At 53.7% G+C, this 20,317-nt stretch carries 20 protein-coding genes; 2 read left to right on the forward strand and 18 right to left on the reverse strand.

The window, feature by feature from the left end; translation table 11 throughout:
* Nucleotides 1–12: 12 nt before the first annotated feature.
* Nucleotides 13–672, reverse strand: a complete 660-nt coding sequence (locus QWT68_RS06645; protein WP_040286788.1) for a YneB family resolvase-like protein — start codon at nucleotides 670–672, stop codon at nucleotides 13–15.
* Between the two features lie 3 nt (nucleotides 673–675).
* Nucleotides 676–990: a LysM peptidoglycan-binding domain-containing protein gene (locus tag QWT68_RS06650; protein ID WP_290150258.1), complete on the reverse strand. Its 315-nt coding sequence runs from the start codon at nucleotides 988–990 to the stop codon at nucleotides 676–678.
* Between the two features lie 187 nt (nucleotides 991–1,177).
* Between QWT68_RS06650 and lexA the strand changes: the two genes are divergently transcribed.
* A complete protein-coding gene (lexA, locus tag QWT68_RS06655) occupies nucleotides 1,178–1,798 on the forward strand; it encodes a transcriptional repressor LexA (protein ID WP_040286790.1) in 621 nt (206 codons plus the stop codon).
* Between the two features lie 520 nt (nucleotides 1,799–2,318).
* On the opposite strand, the gene QWT68_RS06660 is transcribed toward lexA, so the two are convergent.
* A complete protein-coding gene (locus QWT68_RS06660; RefSeq protein ID WP_290150260.1) occupies nucleotides 2,319–3,581 on the reverse strand; it encodes a methionine gamma-lyase family protein in 1,263 nt (420 codons plus the stop codon).
* Between the two features lie 119 nt (nucleotides 3,582–3,700).
* Here QWT68_RS06660 and QWT68_RS06665 point away from each other — a divergent pair, with 119 nt between their 5' ends.
* On the forward strand, nucleotides 3,701–4,306 hold the full coding sequence (locus QWT68_RS06665) for a trimeric intracellular cation channel family protein (RefSeq protein ID WP_290150261.1): 606 nt from the start codon (nucleotides 3,701–3,703) through the stop codon (nucleotides 4,304–4,306).
* 24 nt (nucleotides 4,307–4,330) lie between these two features.
* On the opposite strand, the gene hfq is transcribed toward QWT68_RS06665, so the two are convergent.
* From hfq to QWT68_RS06740, 15 genes are all read right to left on the reverse strand, one after another.
* Nucleotides 4,331–4,540, reverse strand: a complete 210-nt coding sequence (gene hfq / locus QWT68_RS06670) for an RNA chaperone Hfq (protein WP_040287271.1) — start codon at nucleotides 4,538–4,540, stop codon at nucleotides 4,331–4,333.
* A gap of 27 nt (nucleotides 4,541–4,567) precedes the next feature.
* Nucleotides 4,568–5,542 carry a tRNA (adenosine(37)-N6)-dimethylallyltransferase MiaA gene (miaA, locus tag QWT68_RS06675; protein WP_290150262.1) on the reverse strand — a complete coding sequence of 325 codons (975 nt, stop codon included), beginning with the start codon at nucleotides 5,540–5,542 and terminating at the stop codon, nucleotides 4,568–4,570.
* Nucleotides 5,539–6,444: an alpha/beta fold hydrolase gene (locus QWT68_RS06680; protein WP_290150263.1), complete on the reverse strand. Its 906-nt coding sequence runs from the start codon at nucleotides 6,442–6,444 to the stop codon at nucleotides 5,539–5,541. Before QWT68_RS06680 ends, miaA begins: the two co-directional genes overlap by 4 nt.
* An 18-nt stretch (nucleotides 6,445–6,462) precedes the next feature.
* The gene (gene mutL, locus QWT68_RS06685) at nucleotides 6,463–8,334 is read right to left on the reverse strand and encodes a DNA mismatch repair endonuclease MutL (RefSeq protein WP_040286793.1); all 1,872 of its coding nucleotides are present in this window, start codon (nucleotides 8,332–8,334) and stop codon (nucleotides 6,463–6,465) included.
* 16 nt (nucleotides 8,335–8,350) lie between these two features.
* Entirely contained in the window at nucleotides 8,351–10,912 is a 2,562-nt protein-coding gene (mutS, locus tag QWT68_RS06690) for a DNA mismatch repair protein MutS (RefSeq protein WP_040286794.1), read from the reverse strand.
* A 117-nt stretch (nucleotides 10,913–11,029) separates the two neighbouring features.
* On the reverse strand, nucleotides 11,030–11,575 hold the full coding sequence (gene cotE, locus QWT68_RS06695; RefSeq protein WP_052461840.1) for an outer spore coat protein CotE: 546 nt from the start codon (nucleotides 11,573–11,575) through the stop codon (nucleotides 11,030–11,032).
* Between the two features lie 96 nt (nucleotides 11,576–11,671).
* A complete protein-coding gene (locus QWT68_RS06700; protein WP_040286795.1) occupies nucleotides 11,672–12,106 on the reverse strand; it encodes a YlbF/YmcA family competence regulator in 435 nt (144 codons plus the stop codon).
* 194 nt (nucleotides 12,107–12,300) lie between these two features.
* Nucleotides 12,301–12,579 carry a stage V sporulation protein S gene (locus tag QWT68_RS06705; protein ID WP_040286796.1) on the reverse strand — a complete coding sequence of 93 codons (279 nt, stop codon included), beginning with the start codon at nucleotides 12,577–12,579 and terminating at the stop codon, nucleotides 12,301–12,303.
* 89 nt (nucleotides 12,580–12,668) lie between these two features.
* Nucleotides 12,669–13,466, reverse strand: a complete 798-nt coding sequence (locus QWT68_RS06710) for a TIGR00282 family metallophosphoesterase (protein ID WP_290150264.1) — start codon at nucleotides 13,464–13,466, stop codon at nucleotides 12,669–12,671.
* A gap of 56 nt (nucleotides 13,467–13,522) precedes the next feature.
* On the reverse strand, nucleotides 13,523–15,079 hold the full coding sequence (rny, locus tag QWT68_RS06715) for a ribonuclease Y (protein WP_040286798.1): 1,557 nt from the start codon (nucleotides 15,077–15,079) through the stop codon (nucleotides 13,523–13,525).
* Nucleotides 15,080–15,303: 224 nt separating this feature from the next.
* Nucleotides 15,304–16,365 carry a recombinase RecA gene (gene recA, locus QWT68_RS06720; protein ID WP_040286799.1) on the reverse strand — a complete coding sequence of 354 codons (1,062 nt, stop codon included), beginning with the start codon at nucleotides 16,363–16,365 and terminating at the stop codon, nucleotides 15,304–15,306.
* A 177-nt stretch (nucleotides 16,366–16,542) separates the two neighbouring features.
* Nucleotides 16,543–17,781: a competence/damage-inducible protein A gene (locus QWT68_RS06725; RefSeq protein WP_290150265.1), complete on the reverse strand. Its 1,239-nt coding sequence runs from the start codon at nucleotides 17,779–17,781 to the stop codon at nucleotides 16,543–16,545.
* A gap of 15 nt (nucleotides 17,782–17,796) precedes the next feature.
* A complete protein-coding gene (pgsA, locus tag QWT68_RS06730; protein ID WP_040286801.1) occupies nucleotides 17,797–18,375 on the reverse strand; it encodes a CDP-diacylglycerol--glycerol-3-phosphate 3-phosphatidyltransferase in 579 nt (192 codons plus the stop codon).
* Nucleotides 18,376–18,467: 92 nt separating this feature from the next.
* Entirely contained in the window at nucleotides 18,468–19,400 is a 933-nt protein-coding gene (locus QWT68_RS06735) for a helix-turn-helix domain-containing protein (RefSeq protein WP_290150266.1), read from the reverse strand.
* A 17-nt stretch (nucleotides 19,401–19,417) separates the two neighbouring features.
* Entirely contained in the window at nucleotides 19,418–20,215 is a 798-nt protein-coding gene (locus QWT68_RS06740) for a YmfK family protein (protein ID WP_040286803.1), read from the reverse strand.
* Between the last annotated feature and the right edge of the window lie 102 nt (nucleotides 20,216–20,317).

The following is a 20,317-nucleotide window of genomic DNA, read 5'->3' on the forward strand; positions in this document are numbered from 1 at the left end:
AAGTGCAACCAATCAGTCTCCATGCTCAGATGTATATTCCTGGTAACGGCGATGCACAGTGGCCTTGCTGACCTGGTGGCCGAGCCCCTTCAGGACAGACGTGATCTCTTCGAACGTCAGTCCCTTTTCCCGCAGTGAGACGATCTCCTGCACAGGCGTATCGATCCGTTCCCTGCCTTCCGCGTTCCCCTGGTTCCTCAAGTTGCGTTCAGGGCGGTATCCCGCTTCCACAGCCCGTCTCATCCCTCTTCTGATCTTTGCATTATGTAATTTGCGCTGGTACTCTTCCACGATCGCCAATATTTCGAGCAGCATCGTGTCCATCTCATTCAGTTCCAGCGGTCCGCTGTCATGATTCGTAAATACCGAAGTACCTGTCTTGGCCAGCAGATGAAGGACTGCGACACGGGCATTCCCTCTCCCGAGCCTCGTCTCATCCTGCACCAGGACGGCTCCGATACAATCGTCACGTATGAAATCGAGCAGATCGAGCAGACCTTCACGATCGAGTTCATAGCCGCTGTGCCTGTCGACGAAACTAGCCGCAGTGGTGAAGCCAAGCTCGTCCGCCAGCTTTTCAAGCTCTTCCTGCTGCCGGGAGAGCGACATTTCCTGAGTATCCTTATCTGTGCTTACACGGCAATAGATGACGCAGCGCCCTGCCTTGCCCATAGTTCACTCCTCCTCTGCGAAGACAAGCCGAACATCATCGGCCCCCTGATACGATTGTAAAGGAAGCTTGAGATCTTCTCCTGCCATGATCGCCGCTCCGTCCAGATCATTCAATGCTGCAACTTCCCTGATCCACCGGTCTGCGGGCATCTCTCCCGAGTACCGTTCTGCAAGCGCTGATAATGTATCCCCCTGGATGACCGTCACCTCGACGAATTCATTGGGAACTGAGAATTTCAGTATAAGGACGAATGTTAGGACTGTCAAAACCGCAAAAGCCCCGATGATATTTTTATTCCTATTCAAGATGGCAGCCATGAAAAAAACCCCTTTCAGAATGTACGTTCGCTTCGTTGTTTTTATTATATGCGAACAGAGGTTTGGAAGTCAACCTTGAAATTAGAACCTGTGTTTGCTATATGTACGAACACCTGTTATACTATTTTTATAGAAACAGGCCGCAGCGCTGCCAATGACTGCGAAATCAGCGAAGAGGTGAACACGTTTGAAGAAGATCTCAAAAAGGCAGGAAGACATCCTGTCATTCATTAAAGACGAAGTCCAGAAGAAGGGCTATCCGCCTTCCGTCCGTGAAATCGGTGAAGCGGTCGGTCTGGCCTCGAGTTCGACCGTCCACGGCCATCTTGCCCGGCTAGAGAGCAAGGGTCTTATCCGACGGGATCCTACAAAGCCCCGTGCGATCGAAGTTCTCGGCCAGGAAGATGCCGACGAACTCAAGACAGGTGTCGTACATGTCCCTCTTGTGGGAAAGGTCACGGCAGGACTGCCGATCACCGCAATCGAGAACATTGAAGAATATTTCCCGATTCCCGACTCGTTCGGTACTTCAGAGGACAACCTTTTCATGCTGGAGATCATGGGGGAGAGTATGATTGAAGCAGGAATCCTGAACGGCGACCGTGTCGTCGTGAAGCAGCAGCACACTGCGAGCAACGGTGAAATCGTCGTCGCGATGACTGAAGAGGATGAAGCGACAGTGAAACGTTTCTTCAAAGAGAAAGATTATTTCCGGCTGCAGCCGGAGAACTCATCGATGGATCCGATCATTGTCGAAAATGTATCGATTCTCGGCAAGGTCGTCGGCGTGTATCGTACCATCCATTGAATTAGCAAAAAACAGCACGGACGTCACGTTTTCATGGCGTCCGTGCTGTTTTTTGAGGTTTCCCCCGGCAGGCGGCAGCTTGCGCAGGCCGGCTGGCATTCCGGGAAGTTTATGAGTGCATATCGTGATTTATGATCACTTTGCTTAGTTTATGATCCCTTATCTTCCAGTGAACCTCTCTGCTCCGCTCCCGCTCCGAATACGCGGAGCGAAGCGCAGCCGGCAAATCCGATCCTTGGCTTGCTCCTTTTCTGCGCGGCCGTGTCTGCTGCAGGAACGGGGTACGGGCCGCGTACCGGCGGGTGCCGGTATGTGAAGTTATGAGCGCTTTTCGGATTTTATGATCACTTCCACGTGTTTATGAGCGGAAATCCGGATTTATGATCACTTTCCTGTTTTTATGGTCACTATTGCGGATTTATGATCACTTTTACAAATTTATGATCATTATCCCTGTTTCATGATCGTGTTCAAGATGTCGTTAGCGACCAGGACAAGTTCCGGCAGTCGCCCGGGCCTGTCACTTGATAAGACCCAGTTCCTCCAGTCGGCCGACCGCACTCAGGATGGCCGCCTTGACGTGCTCGTAGGTGAGGCCGCCCTGGACGTACGCCGTGTATGGCGGCCGGATCGGACCGTCCGCTGTCAGTTCGATGCTGGAGCCCTGGATGAACGTACCGGCCGCCATGATGACATCATCGGCATATCCCGGCATGTACGACGGCACCGGGCTGACATGGGCGTCGATCGGCGAGTTTTCCTGGATGGTCTGGCAGAATGCGATCATCTGCTCAGCGCTGGCAAATGAGACGGATTGGATCAGGTCAGTCCGCTTGGCGGAGAAATGCGGCGCTGTCTCCAGTCCATAGGAGGCGAGCATGCCCGCGGTGAACTGTGCCCCTTTGACCGCCTGGCTGACGACGTGCGGTGCCAGGAAGAAACCTTGATACATTTCACGAAGCGTGTCGAGACTCGCGCCGGCTTCCGCGCCGAGTCCCGGGGAAGTCATCCGGTAGCTGCATTTCTCGATCAGATCCGCGCGCCCGGCAATATAGCCGCCTGTACGCGCAAGACCGCCTCCCGGGTTTTTGATGAGGGACCCGGCCATGATATCGATGCCGACCTCGGTCGGTTCCAGTTCTTCTGTGAATTCACCGTAGCAGTTGTCGGTGAATAGGATGAGGCCGGGGTGCTTCGATTTGATGCGCTCCGCCATCTCCTGGATTTTGCTGATTGTGAACGACGGACGGTCTGCGTACCCGCGGGAGCGCTGGATGGCGATCATCTTTGTTTCAGGGCGGATCTGCCGCTCGACTTCGTCGAAATCGACACTGCCGTCATCCAGAAGATCGACGTGACGGTAGCTTATATTCAGATCCTTCAGCGAGCCGGTATCCTTGTCCCCTCCGGATACGATGGATTCCAGCGTGTCGTATGGTTTCCCGGTAATATAAAGAAGCTCATCACCCGGCCGCAGAATGCCGAAAAGCGTGATGGCGATGGCGTGTGTGCCTGAGATGATCTGACCGCGGACGAGACAATCCTCCGCACCGAACGTATCCGCATACACCCGTTCGAGGACTTCACGGCCTGAGTCGTCATAGCCGTATCCGGTCGAGCCATTCAGATGGAAGTCGCTGACGCGGTTGTTACGGAATGTGGCAAGCACTTTCTGCTGGTTGAACAGGGCGATCCGCTCCGTCTCCTGCGAATATGGCCGTATTTCCGTCTCTATCTTTTCTGCGCGCGCAAGGATTTCGTTGTTCAATTGCTGTATACTCATTCAGGATGCTCCATTCTTGTCCATAGATATACAATCCATTTTAGCAGTTCAGACGCCGCCGGTAAATGAATGAAGCCGGCTGGCGCAGCTGCACATTATAAGAACGGAGGCACGATTCGGTGACTTGGGACATTTTCAGTCTGATTGGGACTGCTGCTTTTGCCATCTCCGGCGCAATTGTTGCAATGGAGGAGGACTTTGATATGTTCGGGGTGTACATCCTCGGGATGGTGACCGCTTTCGGCGGAGGGACTGTGCGTAATCTGGTGATCGGCATCCCTGTTTCCGTCCTGTGGGAACAAGGTCTGTTTTTCACTGTCGCTTCCGTCCTGATCGCTGTGATCTTCTTCTTTTCCGGCTACTTGCTGAAGACCTGGAACAGATGGGGAGCGTATTTCGATGCGATCGGACTCGCGGCTTTTGCGATCCAGGGCGCCCTGATGGCTGTCCGGATGGATATGCCGCTGTTTGCGGTCGTGGCAGCCGCCGTATTGACCGGAGCAGGCGGGGGTGTGATCCGTGATCTGCTTGCCGGCCGCCAGCCGCTCATCTTCAAGAGCGATATCTATGCGGTATGGGCAGCACTCGCGGGGCTCATCGTCGGGTTCGATAACTATGTGCATGATGCTGCTCTTTATGTACTGCTGGCTGCCACTGCCGCCCTGCGCATGCTGTCGATCAAATATCACTGGCAGCTGCCCCAGCGGTCTCTGCTGCCAAAATAAAAAAAAGGCCCGCACAGGCCTTTTTTATTGTTCATCTTTCAGGACGACTGGTTTCGCCGGCACATAGGTCGAAATCGCATGTTTGTAGATGAGCTGCTGTTTCGAGTCGGATTCAAGCAGGACCGTGTAATTGTCATAGGATTTGATGATCCCTTTCAGCTGAAACCCGTTTGTCAGGAATATCGTGACGAATGTATTGTTCTTGCGGAGCGAATTCAAAAACACGTCCTGCATATTTGCATTTGCCAATGAGGAGTCCCCCTACCGTTGTTTTTCTTCAAAGCTTCCTTCTCTATTCGCCATCGATTCACTGCATTCCTTCACCTTGCTGCAAATAATCCTGACGAGCTCATCTCTTCCCGCCTGCGCGTCCAGCCAGCAGACCGGGAGCTTGTTGCGAAAGTACGTCATCTGGCGCTTTGCATACCGGCGGGTGTTCCTTTTGACCAGATCGACGGCTTCATCCAGCGGCTGTCCGCAGTCCAATGCTTCATACAATTCCTTATAGCCGATCGCCTGGACGGATTGGACGTCACGGATCCCCTGTCTCCGCAGTTCCCCGACTTCCTCCAGCAGTCCGGCGTCCATCATCCGCTCCACCCGCCGGTCTATGCGCTCATACAGGATCTCCCTCGGCATGTCCAGCCCGGCGATCAAGGCATTCATGACCGGGACGGCACCCACATCCGATTCTTGTTCGGCTTTTGTATTGCCGCTCACTTCAAGGATTTCAAGCGCACGGATCAGCCGGCGGTGGTTGTTCGGATGGATTTTCCGGGCACTTTCAGGGTCCAGCTCTGTGAGCCGTCTGTACAGCGGCTCCTGCCCTGTTTCCGCCAGTTCCTCTTCAAGACGGGCACGTACACGTTCATCACCCGCTGCCTCCGTGAAACGGTAGTCATACAGGACCGACTGGATGTACAAACCGGTCCCGCCGACGACAATCGGCATCTTACCGCGCTGCTTGATTTCCGTGATCTTTTCCCTGACAATCTGCTGATACTCCGCGGCAGAGAACGGCTCTTCCGGCGCCTTGATGTCGAACAGATGGTGGGGGATCCCTTCCATTTCATCTGCTGTGATCTTTGCTGTGCCGATATCCAGCCCCCGGTATACCTGCATGGCATCGCCGTTCACGATTTCCCCAGCCAGGCAGTGAGCTAGACCGACAGCGGTGTCCGTCTTCCCAGAAGCGGTCGGTCCGACAATGACGATAACATCCAGCTGGTTCTTCACGATTTCACCAGCCATTCAAGCATGACGGCAAGTGTACGCGCCTGAGCCGCCCCTTGCAGTATTTCGTGCCGCTCCCCTTCACGGAAACTGACGGTAACACTCCGGACACCGGCATTCCGATAAAGGGCTGCTGCCTCGAAAACCCCTGCTCCCATATCGCCGACAGGGTCATCACTCCCGGAAATCAACAGCACCGGCAGGCTTTTCGGGACTGATCGGTAGGCATCTGCGGTGCTGATCACTTTCAGACCCTCAAACAATACACGGAAAAACTTATTCGTCGATACGGCTCCGGACAGCGGGTCGGCGATGTATTCACGGACTGCTCTCCGGTCTGTTGACAGCCAGTCGAATTTCGTTTCCGGATGATCGACGGATCTGTTATACCCGCCGAACCCAAGCTTATCCAGCAGATAACTCGGGGCATGGCTGCCGTCTTTCACAGACAGCATGGAGGCCAATATTGTTCCGCCGATGCCCGGTCCGCCTGCCGTCCCCGACAAAATGAGGGCATCCAGTTCACGGCCGTGTTTCTGGCTGTAACGCCGGACGACGAACGAGCCCATGCTGTGACCGAACAGTATACATGGCACCCTTCCGAACCGTTTTTTGTAATGGGCCAGCACTTCCCGGACATCCTCTGCAAGACGGTCGAATGTGACGTTGTCTCCAAAATCACCGAGACGGCCGGCCTCTTCTGCAAGCGGGCCATGTCCCCGCTGGTTCTGTCCGCTGACCGCATACCCTTGTGCTGCAAGTTCTTCCATCACACCGGAATACCTGCCGATATGTTCCGCCATGCCATGCACGAGGTGAATATGGCCACGTGGGGTGCTGCCGGGCCCGAGCGACACGGCTTCCACCATGCATCCGTCGGACATGATCAGAGTTTCTCTTTCCACTGCTTTCCCTCCTATTCGCTACATGACCCGTTTAAACATCTTTTCCAGTTCATAGGTCGTGAAATGGATGAGCACCGGCCTGCCATGAGGACATGTGTAAGGGTTCTCGGCTGCTCCCAGATCTTTCAGGAGGCGCTGCATATCGGACGGTGTCAAATGATGATTCGCCTTGATGGAACGTTTGCAGCTCATCATGATGGCTGTATCTTCGCGGAGCTTCGCAATGTCGACTTTCCTCGTGTGGAGTACTTGTTCGATCATCTCCTCGATGATCGAGGACGCCTCTTCCGGCGGGAACCAGGATGGATACTCTTTCACGGTATAGGATGACGGCCCGAACTGTTCGAGGAATACACCGACTTCTTCCAATGCACCGAGCCGTTCCTCGATCTTCAGCTGCTCATCGGCCGAGTAATGGAAGATGAGGGGCATGAGGAGCATCTGCCGCTCCGCATGATCCACTTGCGCGATCTTTTTCCGGAAGTATTCGTACTTGATCCGTTCCTGCGCCGCGTGCTGATCGATCAGGTAGAAACCGTCTTCGTTCTGCGCGACGATATAGGTGCCATGCACCTGACCGACAGGCAGAAGGACAGGAAATGATGCAGCAGGCACTGGCATGGGTGTTTCCGCCTTGGTTGGTATTTCAGCTGACTCCGGAGACGTCGGCATCCTTTCCGTGAGATCCGGTGTCCAGGCTGCCGACTGTACCGTGCTGAATTCCTGCCGGGTTTCAGCCGTCTGCTCTGCTGCCGGGCTCTCGGTCTGTTCAAAACCGCTGACCGATGGAGCAGGCTGTTCTGCAGGCACCGGATCTTTCCGGAAACCTGCAGTCTTCCAGAATGATTCCTGGACACTGTCCGCCTGCTTCGGTTTCTTCTCCTTTGGTACCGCATCCGGGATGATCAATGCGCGTTTCACCGCCGTGCGGATCCCCTCCCGGACAGCCGACAGCAGTTCGGATTCCTTGCTCACCTTTATGAACTGTTTCGAAGGATGCACATTGACGTCTGTCAGGTACGGATCCGCCTCCGCTTCAATCACCGCGATCGGGAAACGTCCGATCGGCAAATACGTATGGAGTGCGTCGAGCACCGCATTGTTGACCGCATAGCTCTTGACCCATCTGCCGTTGATGAGGACAGTCATATAGTTCTTCGAAGCCCGTGTCATCTCCGGAAGTGTCACATACCCTCTTACGCTGTAATCGGCATTCCCGCCTGCGAAAGGAATCATCTTCTTTGCGACTGCGATGCCGTATACATCGGAGAGCACCCGCTGCAGGTCCCCTGACCCCGAGGTTTTCAGCAAGACCTGCTGTCCGTGCGATAGACGGAAGGCGATGCGCGGATGGCTGATCGCCAGACGGTTGACGAGATCGATCGTATGGCCGAGTTCCGTCTGGATGGTCTTCATATATTTCAGCCGCGCCGGTGTATTGAAGAATACTTGGGAGATTGTGATATCCGTCCCTTTCCGCAGGGCGGCCGCCTGGTGACCGAGAATCCGGCCGCCTTCCAGCTGCACCTTGGTGCCTACCTCGCCATCCGACGTCCACAGATCGATTTTCGAAACGGCGGCGATACTTGCCAGGGCCTCCCCCCGGAAACCGAGTGTCCGGATCCGGAACAGATCATGCTCATTCTCCAGCTTGCTCGTTGCATGCCGTTCGAATGCCCGGATGGCGTCCGCGAAACTCATCCCTTTTCCATTGTCCGTCACCCGGATGCTCGTCAGGCCGGCCTCTTCCAGGCTGATTTCAATCGATGTGCTGCCGGCATCTATCGAGTTCTCCGCCAGTTCCTTCACGATGGAAGCCGGGCGCTCCACCACTTCCCCGGCTGCTATTTTGTTGGCGAGCGGAGCATCCATCACTTTTATGATGTCCATTCTGCCACTTCCTTTCTCACTTCAGCTTCGCTTTCAAATCGAACAGGATCTGCAGTCCCTGGAGAGGTGTCGTATTGGCAGGATCCAATTCCGCGATCATCTCCAGGACTTCCTTATGTTCGGCCGGCATCGTTTCAGGCTCTTCCTGGGCAAAATCGAAGAAGCTGATCTGCTCCCCGGCCGGTTTTTGCGGCTGTTCATCCGCATGCTGGTTCTCGAAACCTTCCAGCAGGACGCGGGCACGGTCGAGAAGTGCTTCAGGCAGTCCTGCGAGCTCCGCCACATGGATGCCGTAGCTCTTATCGGCCGGCCCTCCCATCACCTTGTGGAGGAAGACGACCTTCCCTTCCTGTTCCATCGCAGCAACGTGCACGTTCACCAGGCGCTGCAGCTGTCCATCCAATGCCGTCAGCTCGTGGTAATGCGTGGAGAACAGGGTGTTGGCACCGATTTTGTCGTGGATATACTCCATCATCGCCTGCGCGAGCGCCATGCCGTCATACGTGGAGGTTCCCCGTCCGATTTCATCGAACAGGAGGAGACTGCGGTCTGTCGCATGTGCGATCGCCTGCTGGGATTCCATCATCTCCATCATGAATGTACTCTGTCCCGAAGCCAGGTCATCCGCCGCCCCGATCCTCGTGAAAATCTGATCGGTGACCGGCAGCACGGCCGACTCGCAAGGGACATAACAGCCGATCTGCGCCATGACGACCGTAAGTGCCACCTGCCGCATGTATGTGCTTTTCCCGGACATGTTCGGCCCGGTGATGAGCAGCATATTGGATTCCTTCGTCAGCTTGCAGCTGTTCGGCACATACAGGGAGTGATCCATCATCTTTTCCACGACAGGATGGCGTCCGTCCCTGATCTCGAGTGTCCGGGCATCCGTGAAACTCGGTTTCGTATATTGCTGTGTTTCGGATACTTCTGCGAACGCAGCGAGTACATCCAGTTCACTGATGACCGAGGCGAGCTGCTGTATTTCTTCGATGCCAGCCTTCATCCGCTCCCTCACTTCGGTGAACAGGGTGTATTCGAGTTCCAGGCTCTGCGCTTCCGCATTCAGGATCAATTCCTCTTTCTCCTTCAGTTCAGCGGTGATATAGCGTTCCGCGTTCGCGAGTGTCTGTTTCCTCTCGTATCGGGTGAGATCCGCGAGATGCAGGTTGGACCTGGTGATTTCGATGAAGTAACCGAAAATCCGGTTATAGCCGATTTTCAATCCTTTAATGCCGGTCAGTTCCCGTTCTTTCTGTTCGAGTTCGGCCAGCCATTGCTTGCCGTTCTGTGCAGCATCCCGGTATGTATCCAGCTGACCGTGGTAGCCGTCCCTGATGACACCGCCATCTTTTGCGGACAGCGGAGGTGTTTCCGCAATCGCTTCCACGAGCAGCCGGCAGTGATTCTCGCACGGTCGGATCCGATCGGCGAACTCCCGGAGCCGCGGCATGTTTGACTCCGCAAGCAGTCTTTTCAGTGCCGGGATGGTCTGCAGGGAGTTGCGCAGCTGCGCCAGATCCCTTGCATTGGCACTGCCCATCGAAATCCGTCCGGCCAGCCGTTCCAGATCGTATACGTCCCGGAGGGCGGCTTTCAGGTCATCTCGCAGGAAGAACGCGGCAATCAGTTCCTCCACGATGGCGAGTCTCTGTTCAATCTCCTTCTGGTCTGCAAGCGGCTGGCGGATCCACGTTTTCAGTTTCCGTGCTCCCATGGCGGTGTTCGTTTCATCGAGCAGCCAAAACAGCGTCCCTTCTTTGCCGCCCGAACGGATCGACTCGACAAGTTCCAGGTTTCTCATCGAGTTGGCATCAATGGACAGCTTGGCTTCCCTTGCCAGGAACCGGAAAGGCTGCAGGTGATCAAGGCTCGATTTCTGGGTCTGCTGCAAATATCCGACCAGGCGTCTGCACGCCGGGACAGCAGGGGCAGGCAGTCCATTGAACAATTCACGGCCGTGCGGTTCATAACTATCCGTATCACAGGAAGACAGGACGATCCCTTTGGTCCCTGCCGATTCGGCGAGCGCAATCTGCAGCTGTTCATCCACGACGGCTTCTCTCATGCCGAGAGAGTCGATCGCCTGTACAATCGACGTTTCATCCCCATAAATGTACTCGGCAGTACCTTCGCCCGTTGCCAGGTCGATGTAGGAGATGGCACATGCGGCTTCTCCGACGCGGTCCAATGATCCGATGTAGTGGTTGGTACGGGCATCGATAGCCTTTCCTTCAGTAATCGTACCTGGCGTGACGACACGGACGACCTCCCGCTTGACCAGTCCTTTCACCTGCTTCGGATCCTCGGTCTGTTCACAGATCGCCACCTTGTACCCTTTGCCGACCAGCGTCTCGATATAGCCATCGGCAGAATGGTACGGCACGCCGCACATCGGTATCCTGCCTGACTCTCCGCCATCCCGGCTCGTCAGCGTGATTTCCAGGAGATGGGAAGCTTCTGTTGCATCCGAAAAGAACATTTCATAAAAATCACCCAATCTGAAAAACAAGAACGCATCTTCATACTGGGATTTCACTTGCAGGTATTGTTGCATCATTGGTGTATAAGTTGTCATTCCATTTCCCTCACAGCTTAATAGTATTCCTTTAGTATACCAGAAGGGGGGCCGTCCCGTTCAACCACACGGCTGCCTATTTTGGGCAAAAAGAAAAAGCCGAAGACTGCTTCGGCTTTAAAATGATGAATGGTCGTTCCCCTGGCGGCCGGGTCCGTTGCCTGCATGCTGTTCATTGGAAGATTCGTCATCAAATGACCACTCTTCCTCCAGCTCATTCGAGTGGACCGTAATCAGCACTTTCGTTTCACCGATCACTTCCGCCAGAAGTTCCCGTTCTACTTTAATCTGGAATTTTTCCTGGCATTCCGAGATGATGGCTTCTGTGCAGTTCGGCTGCTGAAGCACCTCTACGCGGATTTCCTCTTTGGATGAAGACGGCTCATCCCGGTACCGCAGTTTGATCGTATCCTTGTACGGTACCGTTTCGGTGAATACCGAAGTTTTTGAATGGTCATGATGAGAATACCAGACGTTCACATCGAATTTCCCTGTCACTTCGATGGTGGAACCGACTTTTTTGGCGCTATGCGAGTGGTTGATGACCCAGCAGCCGAGTATGCTGGACGGACGATTCGGCGGAGTCAGAGAAACTTCCTTCTCCGTCCGCTTCTTGCCCTTTGCGATAATTGCTTTCGTAACGACCTGCCGTAAGTTTTTCAAATTCTTTCCCCCTTCGTAGACTTCTATACATCCTATGCAGCAGAAGCCCAGAAAGTGAAAAAAATCGGAAGAGAATGATTCTCTCCCGATTTTCCTTTAGGATAACGGTTTATGCTTGGTGTTCTCGATGTACGATCCTGTCTGTCCTTTCAGCACATCCCCGCCCGTCGACTCGATGATCTCGTCTGTCACCCGGTTGGAGATTGTGTTGGAAACGAGCTGCAGCAGGTCATTGACATCATTCTGGGATTGCTTGAATTCCTGAACGAGCGGAATTTCATCGATCTCATTTTCGATCTCTTCAATCTTCTTTTCGATGATGCCGAGCGCCCGTTCTTTGTCGTATTCCTGGAAATTGACCGCCTGTTTCTGCAGTGATTTCAGGCTCGCGATCTTTTCACGCACCTTTTTGTTTTCGTTGATGTGCGCTTCGGTCTGCTTGAACAGTTCGACCTGTTCTGTATTCGCGATCATATGGGCGATTTCCCTCGCCTTGTCGATGATCTGTTCTTTCGTGTATTGTTCCGCCATTATGCCGCCACCTTTTCTTCTTCGTTCGTGGATACAGACCTTTTCCTGGTTTGCCGGCTCTTCGTCAAACCAAGCATCAGGTACACCTAGTATACTGAAGGGATTTCCATATGTACAGGAGCTTACCGGATTGTCCCTCCTTTGTCACAGAAAAAGCACTGCGAAAAGAATTCACTCTTTTCGCAGTGCTCGGTTTATAAAGCTTGCTGGCGGGTCCTTTTTTCCACAAACAGTTTCAGTGCCGTGCGTCCCTCGCCGTTGATTTCGATATCCGCAAAAGCAGGGGCGCAGATGAGATCGCTCCCGCTCGGTGCGACAAAGCCGCGTGCAATCGCAACCGCTTTGATGGCCTGGTTGAGGGCACCGGCACCGACTGCCTGCATTTCAGCATAACCTTGGTCTCTGATGACTGCAACAAGTGCTCCTGCTACTGAATTCGGATTCGATCGGGAAGATACTTTCAATGGGTTCAACGTGTTTCCTCCTTGTGGACAGTAGTGTATGGAATGCAGTTCTCCATGCACCATCCTATGAAAGGAGACGGAGTTTTAGACGCTGAGCCTCATGGCTGGAACGGCTGGTCATCATTGATCATGATCCGTTCGATGGATGACGCCCGCCCGGTTGCATCATCGATGTCCGCGATGATACCGTTCAGCTGGGTGCGTCCCTGCTTCGGCACCTGGAACCGGACCGGCAGATTCGTCTGGAACCGATAGATGACGTCTTCTTTCTTCATGCCGAGGATGGCATCGTAGGGACCTGTCATCCCGACATCGGTTATATAGGCCGTGCCTTCCGGAAGAACCCGGCTGTCCGCTGTCTGGACATGCGTATGCGTGCCGACAACAACCGATGCGCGGCCATCCAGGTGGAAGCCCATCGCGATTTTTTCACTGGTCGCTTCCGCATGGAAATCGACGAAGACGAGCGGCGTGCGTTCTTTCGCTTCCCTGATCAGCTCATCGGCTTTCTTGAACGGATCGTCATGCGGCGGCAGGAATGTCCGCCCGTGAAGGTTCAGGACAGCCAGCAGTACGCCTCCGCGTTCGATATACGTCATCCCCTGCCCGGGGGCTTCGTCCGAGAAGTTCGCCGGCCGGATGAGAAACTCCGTATCATCGATGAAATCATAGATTTCCTTATGGTCCCACGTATGGTTGCCCATCGTCACGACATCCACTCCTGTACGCAGGAGGTCGTCGAAAATATCTTTCGTGATGCCTCTTCCGGCAGCTGCATTCTCCCCATTGACAATGACGGCATCCGGCTTGTATTTCTTCCGTAAGCGCGGCAGATAGTCGAACACCATGTCTCTGCCGGGCGACCCGACAATGTCTCCGATAAATAAGATTTTCATAGCCATTCCCTCTCCAAAAGAAAGAGGCTCCTGCCTGAAGCAGGAAGCCCCTCTTATTATTTAGCGTACTCCACAGCACGGGTTTCCCGAAGCACTGTGATCTTGATATGACCCGGATAGTCAAGCTCCTCTTCGATCCGTTTCCGGATATCCCGGGCAAGCCGGTGTGCCGTGATGTCATCGATGACATCCGGCCGTACGATGATGCGTACTTCCCGTCCCGCCTGGATGGCGAATGACTTCTCCACACCTTCATAGGACTCTGAAATCTCTTCGAGTTTCTTAAGACGGCGGATGTAGTTTTCAAGAGTTTCACTGCGCGCTCCCGGACGTGCTGCCGACAGGGCATCCGCCGCTGCAACGAGCACTGCGATCACGGACGTCGCTTCTTCGTCTCCGTGGTGTGACGCAATGCTGTTGATGACGACCGGGTGCTCTTTGTACTTGATGGCAAGCTCTTTACCGATCTGTACGTGGCTTCCCTCGACTTCATGGTCGATCGCCTTGCCGATATCATGCAGCAGTCCTGCACGTCTTGCCAATGTGACATCCTCCCCGAGTTCCGCTGCAAGCAGACCGGCGAGATACGCCACTTCCGTCGAATGTTTCAGGACGTTCTGACCGTAGCTCGTCCGGAATTTCAGCCGGCCGAGAATCTTGATAAGGTCCGGGTGGAGGTTATGGACGCCGATATCGAAGGTCGTCTGCTCACCGGTTTCCCGGATTAGCTCATCGACTTCGCGTCTCGACTTATCCACCATCTCCTCGATCCGCGCAGGGTGGATCCGTCCGTCCGCCACCAATTTCTCCAATGCCAGCCGTGCAATTTCACGGCGCACCGGATCGAATCCGGACAAGATGACCGCTTCAGGGGTATCGTCGATAATGAGATCGATTCCTGTAAGCGTTTCAAGCGTACGGATATTCCGGCCTTCCCGACCGATGATCCGCCCTTTCATTTCATCATTCGGCAGATTGACGACAGATACTGTCGTTTCTGCCACATGATCAGCTGCAAACCGCTGAACGGCAAGAGACAGAATTTCGCGTGAGCGTTTTTCGGACTCTTCCTTGGCACGCTGTTCGGACTCCTTCGTCATCACGGCGATATCCGTGGACAATTCACGTTCCACGTCATCCAGGATGAGATGCTTCGCCTCGTCGCGTGTCAGCGCTGAAATCTTCTCCAGTTCCGTCTGCTGTTCAGCCACCAGGTTTTCCGCCTTGCGTTCCATCTCTTCAATATGCTGTTGTCTTCCGGACAGCGCATCGTCTTTGCGCTCCAGACTCGCTTCGCGTTTGTTGAGGGAGTCATCTTTACGGTCCAGGTTCTCCTCCCGCTGCAGCAGGCGGTTCTCCTGCTTCTGCAGCTCGGAGCGCCGTTCCCGTATTTCCGTCTCAGCCTCCACACGCAATTTGTGATTTTCATCTTTCGCTTCAAGCAGTGCTTCCTTTTTCAATGCCTCCGCTTCGCGCTTCGCCTCTTCCACGATAGTTTCAGCGGAGTGCTTGGCACCTGTCACTTTCGACTCGTTCACGTTTTTGTTGTACACAAACATAACAACTGCACCGACGATGAGACCGAGCAAAGCGGAGATGATGATTGTACCCATTCAGGTCACCTCCTCTTGCTTATTTTTCATGTGTAGTCGGCTTGTACATCAGCTTTCAATATACCGCCATGAATCATTTCAGCAAAATCTTTTCTTATGATGAGAGTTAGACAATTCTAATTGTATCGGTGTCATTCTGGCATGTCAAGATGGGAGATACAGGATTGTCGCTCTCAAACAGGAAAGCCGGCCCCCATGGACAGGCAGCCGGCATTTCCAATCTATTATTCTTCGTCTTCGAACAATGCAAGTTCTTCTTCGTCTTCGTTTTCGTCATGTGCTGCGATGACGTAATTATCCGTCGTCAATCCATAGCTGCTGCGGATCTTGTCGGAAATCTCGGAACGGATCGCCGGATTTTCCTTAAGGAACTGCTTGGCATTCTCACGTCCCTGCCCCATGCGTTCCCCTTCATAGGAATACCAGGCACCGCTTTTCTGGACGACTTCCGCTTCGACACCGAGGTCGACGATTTCCCCTTCTTTGGAAATCCCCTCCCCATACATGATATCCACTTCCGCCGTGCGGAATGGCGGTGCCACTTTGTTTTTCACGACACGGACACGGGTCTTGTTCCCCATGATCTCGTTCCCGTGCTTGATAGCTTCACCGCGGCGCACTTCAAGACGGACGGAGGAATAGAATTTCAGTGCACGGCCGCCCGGGGTCACTTCCGGGTTCCCGAACATGACGCCGACTTTCTCACGGATCTGGTTGATGAAGACTGCGATCGTTTTGGATTTGTTAATGGCACCGGACAGTTTCCGGAGTGCCTGTGACATCAGGCGCGCCTGAAGGCCGACGTGGGAATCCCCCATCTCGCCTTCGATTTCCGCTTTCGGCACGAGGGCGGCCACTGAGTCGATGACGATGATATCGACTGCGCCGCTCCGGACAAGCGCTTCAGCGATTTCCAGTGCCTGCTCTCCGGTATCCGGCTGCGACAGCAGGAGTTCGTCGATATTGACGCCGAGTTTCTGCGCATATACCGGGTCGAGAGCATGCTCTGCATCGATGAAGGCGGCCTGTCCGCCTGATGCCTGCACTTCAGCGATCGCGTGGAGTGCGACAGTCGTCTTACCTGAACTTTCCGGTCCATAGATTTCGATGACACGGCCCCGCGGGTAGCCGCCTACGCCGAGCGCTGCATCCAGGGCAAGCGATCCTGTGGAGGAAGTGGCGATCTCCCTGTCGGTCTTTTCACCAAGTTTCATGACCGATCCCTTACCGAATTGCTTTTCTATCTGTTTCAACGCCTGATCCAACGCTGCTTTACGTTCGCTCAAAAAAATTCCTCCTTAAAGGTGTTTTCCAACTATCTCTACTATACTCCTTTTGAGAAAAATAAACAAGCAAAAAGCGAACGAGCATTCGACTTTTTGCTTGAAATAACCGATTTAATTGAGAAAATGCTCCACTTTAGAAATCTAATTGAGAATACGGACGAAAAACAAAGTTTGCAGTCAGGCCGTCCGCAGCTTCCTTATGAGATAGTACAGCGTGAAATTCGCAGCCCTCATCCTGTTGGAATTCCGGGATCCCGACAGTTTCAGCTGGTAGGTTTCTGTTGAGCCCGCAAAGGAGATGCCGATCCATACGGTGCCGGCAGGCTGTCCATCATGCGGGTCAGGACCTGCAGCACCTGTCAGCCCGATGCCGATATCCGTCAGGAACCGCTTCCGGACACTCGCGGCCAGAGCCCCGGCACATTCACTGCTGACGACGCCATGGCGTTTCAGCATGGCTGGGTCGAGACCAAGCTGGCGGATCTTCTCTTCTTCCGTATAGACGGTCATACCGCCTTTGAGCGCTCCGCTGATGCCGGCATGCTCTGCGAGAAGGGAGGTGAACAGACCCGCTGTCAGGCTTTCTGCTGCAGAGATGCTCAGCCCTTTTTCCAGAAGCAGCTCAGCAGCCTTCGAAGAGAGCGTATCGTCATCGAATCCGTAAATGAATTCTCCGACCTGTTCCTGCAGATCTCCGATAACAGGCAGGATCAGTGTCCGCGCCAGTTCAGGCGTGTCCGCTTTCGCCGTCAGCCGCAGTGTCACCCCATCCCTTGAGGCCAAAGGGGCGATGGTCGGATTCGACTGGCTGTCCAGCAGATCCTGCACCTTGAACGCGAGTTCCGCCTCCCCGATGCCATAGAACTTGACGACGGTCGAAACGATCGCTTCCTTGCGGCCGAGCGCCCTGTGCACATAGGGGATTGCAAGCTTCTCGAACATCGGCTCCATCTCGTGAGGAGGGCCGGGCAATAAGATATAAATATGATCATTTGCAGCAAGTGCCATACCGGGCGCCATCCCGTGATGATTTGCAAGGATGGTTGACCCTTTCAGGACGAGTGCCTGTTTGCGGTTGTTTGCTGTCATCTGCCGCCCTGTGCGTTCGAAATAGTCCTCTATGGTGTGCAGTGCATCTTCGTCCATTTCAAGTGCTATCCCTATATGCCGGGCGATCGTCTCTTTGGTCAGGTCATCTTTTGTCGGGCCGAGTCCGCCGGAGAAGACAAGCAGGTCCGCCCGTTCTTCTGCGATGCGGATCGCTTCTTCCAGACGCGCCGGATTGTCACCTGCGACCGTCTGATAGTATACATCCACACCGATTTCAGCGAGCCGGGAAGAGATGAATCGTGCGTTCGTATTTGTGATTTGTCCGAGCAGCAGCTCGGATCCCACTGCGATGATCTCCGCTTTCATTGTCCGCTGCCTCCTTTACATCGACTGTGTCAGCACATGCCGGTTTTTCACGAAATAATCCAATCCGGACCAGACAGTGAATACGAGACACAAATAGAGCATGACTGTGCCGAACGGGAAATTGACAGCTTCGAAGAAAATATTGTGCAGCAGCAGTGAAGCGATTGCGAGAATCTGTGTCACGGTCTTGATCTTGCCGAGCTGGTTGGCTGCGACCACTTCCCCTTCGCCTGCCAGCAGAAGCCGGAGACCGGTCACCGCAAACTCACGGCTGATGATGATGATGACAACCCAAGATGGCGCAGCTCCGAATTCCACTAAAATGATGAAGGCAGCTGACACGAGCAATTTGTCTGCGAGCGGATCCAAAAACTTTCCCATATTGGTGACGAGATTGTTTCTGCGTGCGATATAGCCGTCCAGCCAGTCAGTGGCGGATGCGAATATGAAGATCAGACCTCCGATGAACTGCTCGACCGGCAGTTCAGTCCCGCCGATCGAGATCATCCCCATCCCGAAATCAGCAAGCATGAATACGATGAATACCGGAATCAGCAGAACGCGGGATACTGTAATTTTGTTTGGCAAGTTCATAGGAATACGCTCCCTCTCTGTAGGTAAAAGTCCTTCCTGGCCCGGCTTGGCCGGAACAGGAAAGAAAAAAGTCATCGCAGCGGATGACTATTTCATTTTTTATATTGGATGATGATATTTTGAGTGATCTGATCGTTCGGATAAGACAGCGGTTCGCCATTCACGAGAATCTCGGTGAATTGCGTGCGTCCCACTCGGATCCTCGCTGACTCCTGTCCGCTCAGATCGACGGTCTCTTCCTGTCCTGCTGTCATGACACGTGCGCCTTGCGGCATCAGTTCCTGACCTGCCGGATTTGTGATCCCGATCCAGGATTCGCCTTCTGGTTTGACCTTCACAGTAACCGAGAACTTCTCGGCATTCTCCAGTGTGAATGTCGAATCCGCACCTGATACGGAGGCCTGGGTCAAGGTCTGATCAGCAGCAGGTTCTTCCGGTTCTTCCGGTTCTTCCGGTTCTTCCGGTTCTTCCGGCTCTTCTTCTTGCGCCGGCTGCTCCTCTTCATCTGTATCAGCATCTTCTTTTCCTTCGTCTTTCTTGCCGTCCTCTTCAAGTGTCGGCTGGTCTGACGGCTTATCGACCGTCAACTCATCCGCAGCGCCGGGCTCATCGGGTTTCTGTGTATTTGCCTGATGTTTATAGAGGAATACGACAACAGCCAATATGACGACGATGAAAAGAGCTGCGATAATCTTAGGCAGCATTTCATTCATCCTGCCTGACCGGCTGAAGCCTGTCTTCTGGTTCATCTGCGGGGCACTGCGCTGCACTTCCTCTTCCCGCATCTGGGCGGATGATTCGTTTTCACGATAGAGGGCCAGCATTTCCTGGGCATCAAGTCCGACCGCTTCGGCATATTGTTTGATGAATGCCCGGACATAGAAAGAGCCCGGCATCATGCTGTAATCCTCGTTCTCGATTCCTGCTAAATACCGTTTTTGTATTTTCGTTATTGCTTGTAAGTCATCCAGGGTATACCCTTTTGCTTTTCGTGCATCTTTCAGCCGTTCGCCCAATCCGGACAACTTAATCACCTGCCTGTTTAAAAATTGAACATACCGAAACCATCCGCGCTGCCGCGTCCTGAATTCATCACATTGTTATCGATGACTTCATATGTAATTTCCTGGTCTGGATCTGTCCGCAATTCAATAATGTAGTCAAAGTCTTCAATGGAGTATTCCGAGTGCTGTACGAACATGTCCGGGTGCTCGACAACTTTTGTGGAAGGAAGGCGCATCATTTCCCGAACAAGCTGCATATGCCGCTCATCTCCGGATTTTCTAGTCACGATGCCATCCAGAAGGAAGATATTGTCTTTCGAAAATTCATCGCCCATCAAACTGCTGCGCAATGTCTGCTTGATCATCGTGGAAGAGAGGAAGATCCACTTCTTATTTGCACAGACGCTGGCAGCAACAACGGATTCCGTTTTCCCGACCCGCGGCATTCCCCGGATACCGATCAGCTTATGACCGTCCTGTTTGAAAATTTCAGCCATGAAGTCCACAAGCACACCGAGTTCGCTGCGCAGGAACCGGAATGTCTTCCGGTCATCCTCCGTACGCTGGATGTAACGTCCGTGCCGCACTGCCAGGACATCGAGCAGCTTCGGCTGCCTCACTTTCCGGATTTCAATCGTATCCATGGTGGAAGCAATCAGTTCGAACCGTCTGATCTGGTCATCATCCTCTGTCCGTACGAGCATCCCCCGGGTATCTCCATCGACTCCATTGATCGTCACAATATTGACCCGGAGCATCCCTAATAATGAAGCAATGTCCCCGAGAAGTCCGGGACGGTTCACCTGCAGTTTGTATTCAAGATACCACTCACCCATCGGAACCCCTCCTTCGTCAGTAGACCGCTCACGTACATAGGACGCAGAAACGGACAGCTTAGTTTCTATAATAGCTGAATTAGCACGTGAGTGAAAGGAAAA

Source organism: Sporosarcina trichiuri, assembly GCF_030406775.1.
Classification (GTDB): Bacteria; Bacillota; Bacilli; order Bacillales_A; family Planococcaceae; genus Sporosarcina; species Sporosarcina trichiuri.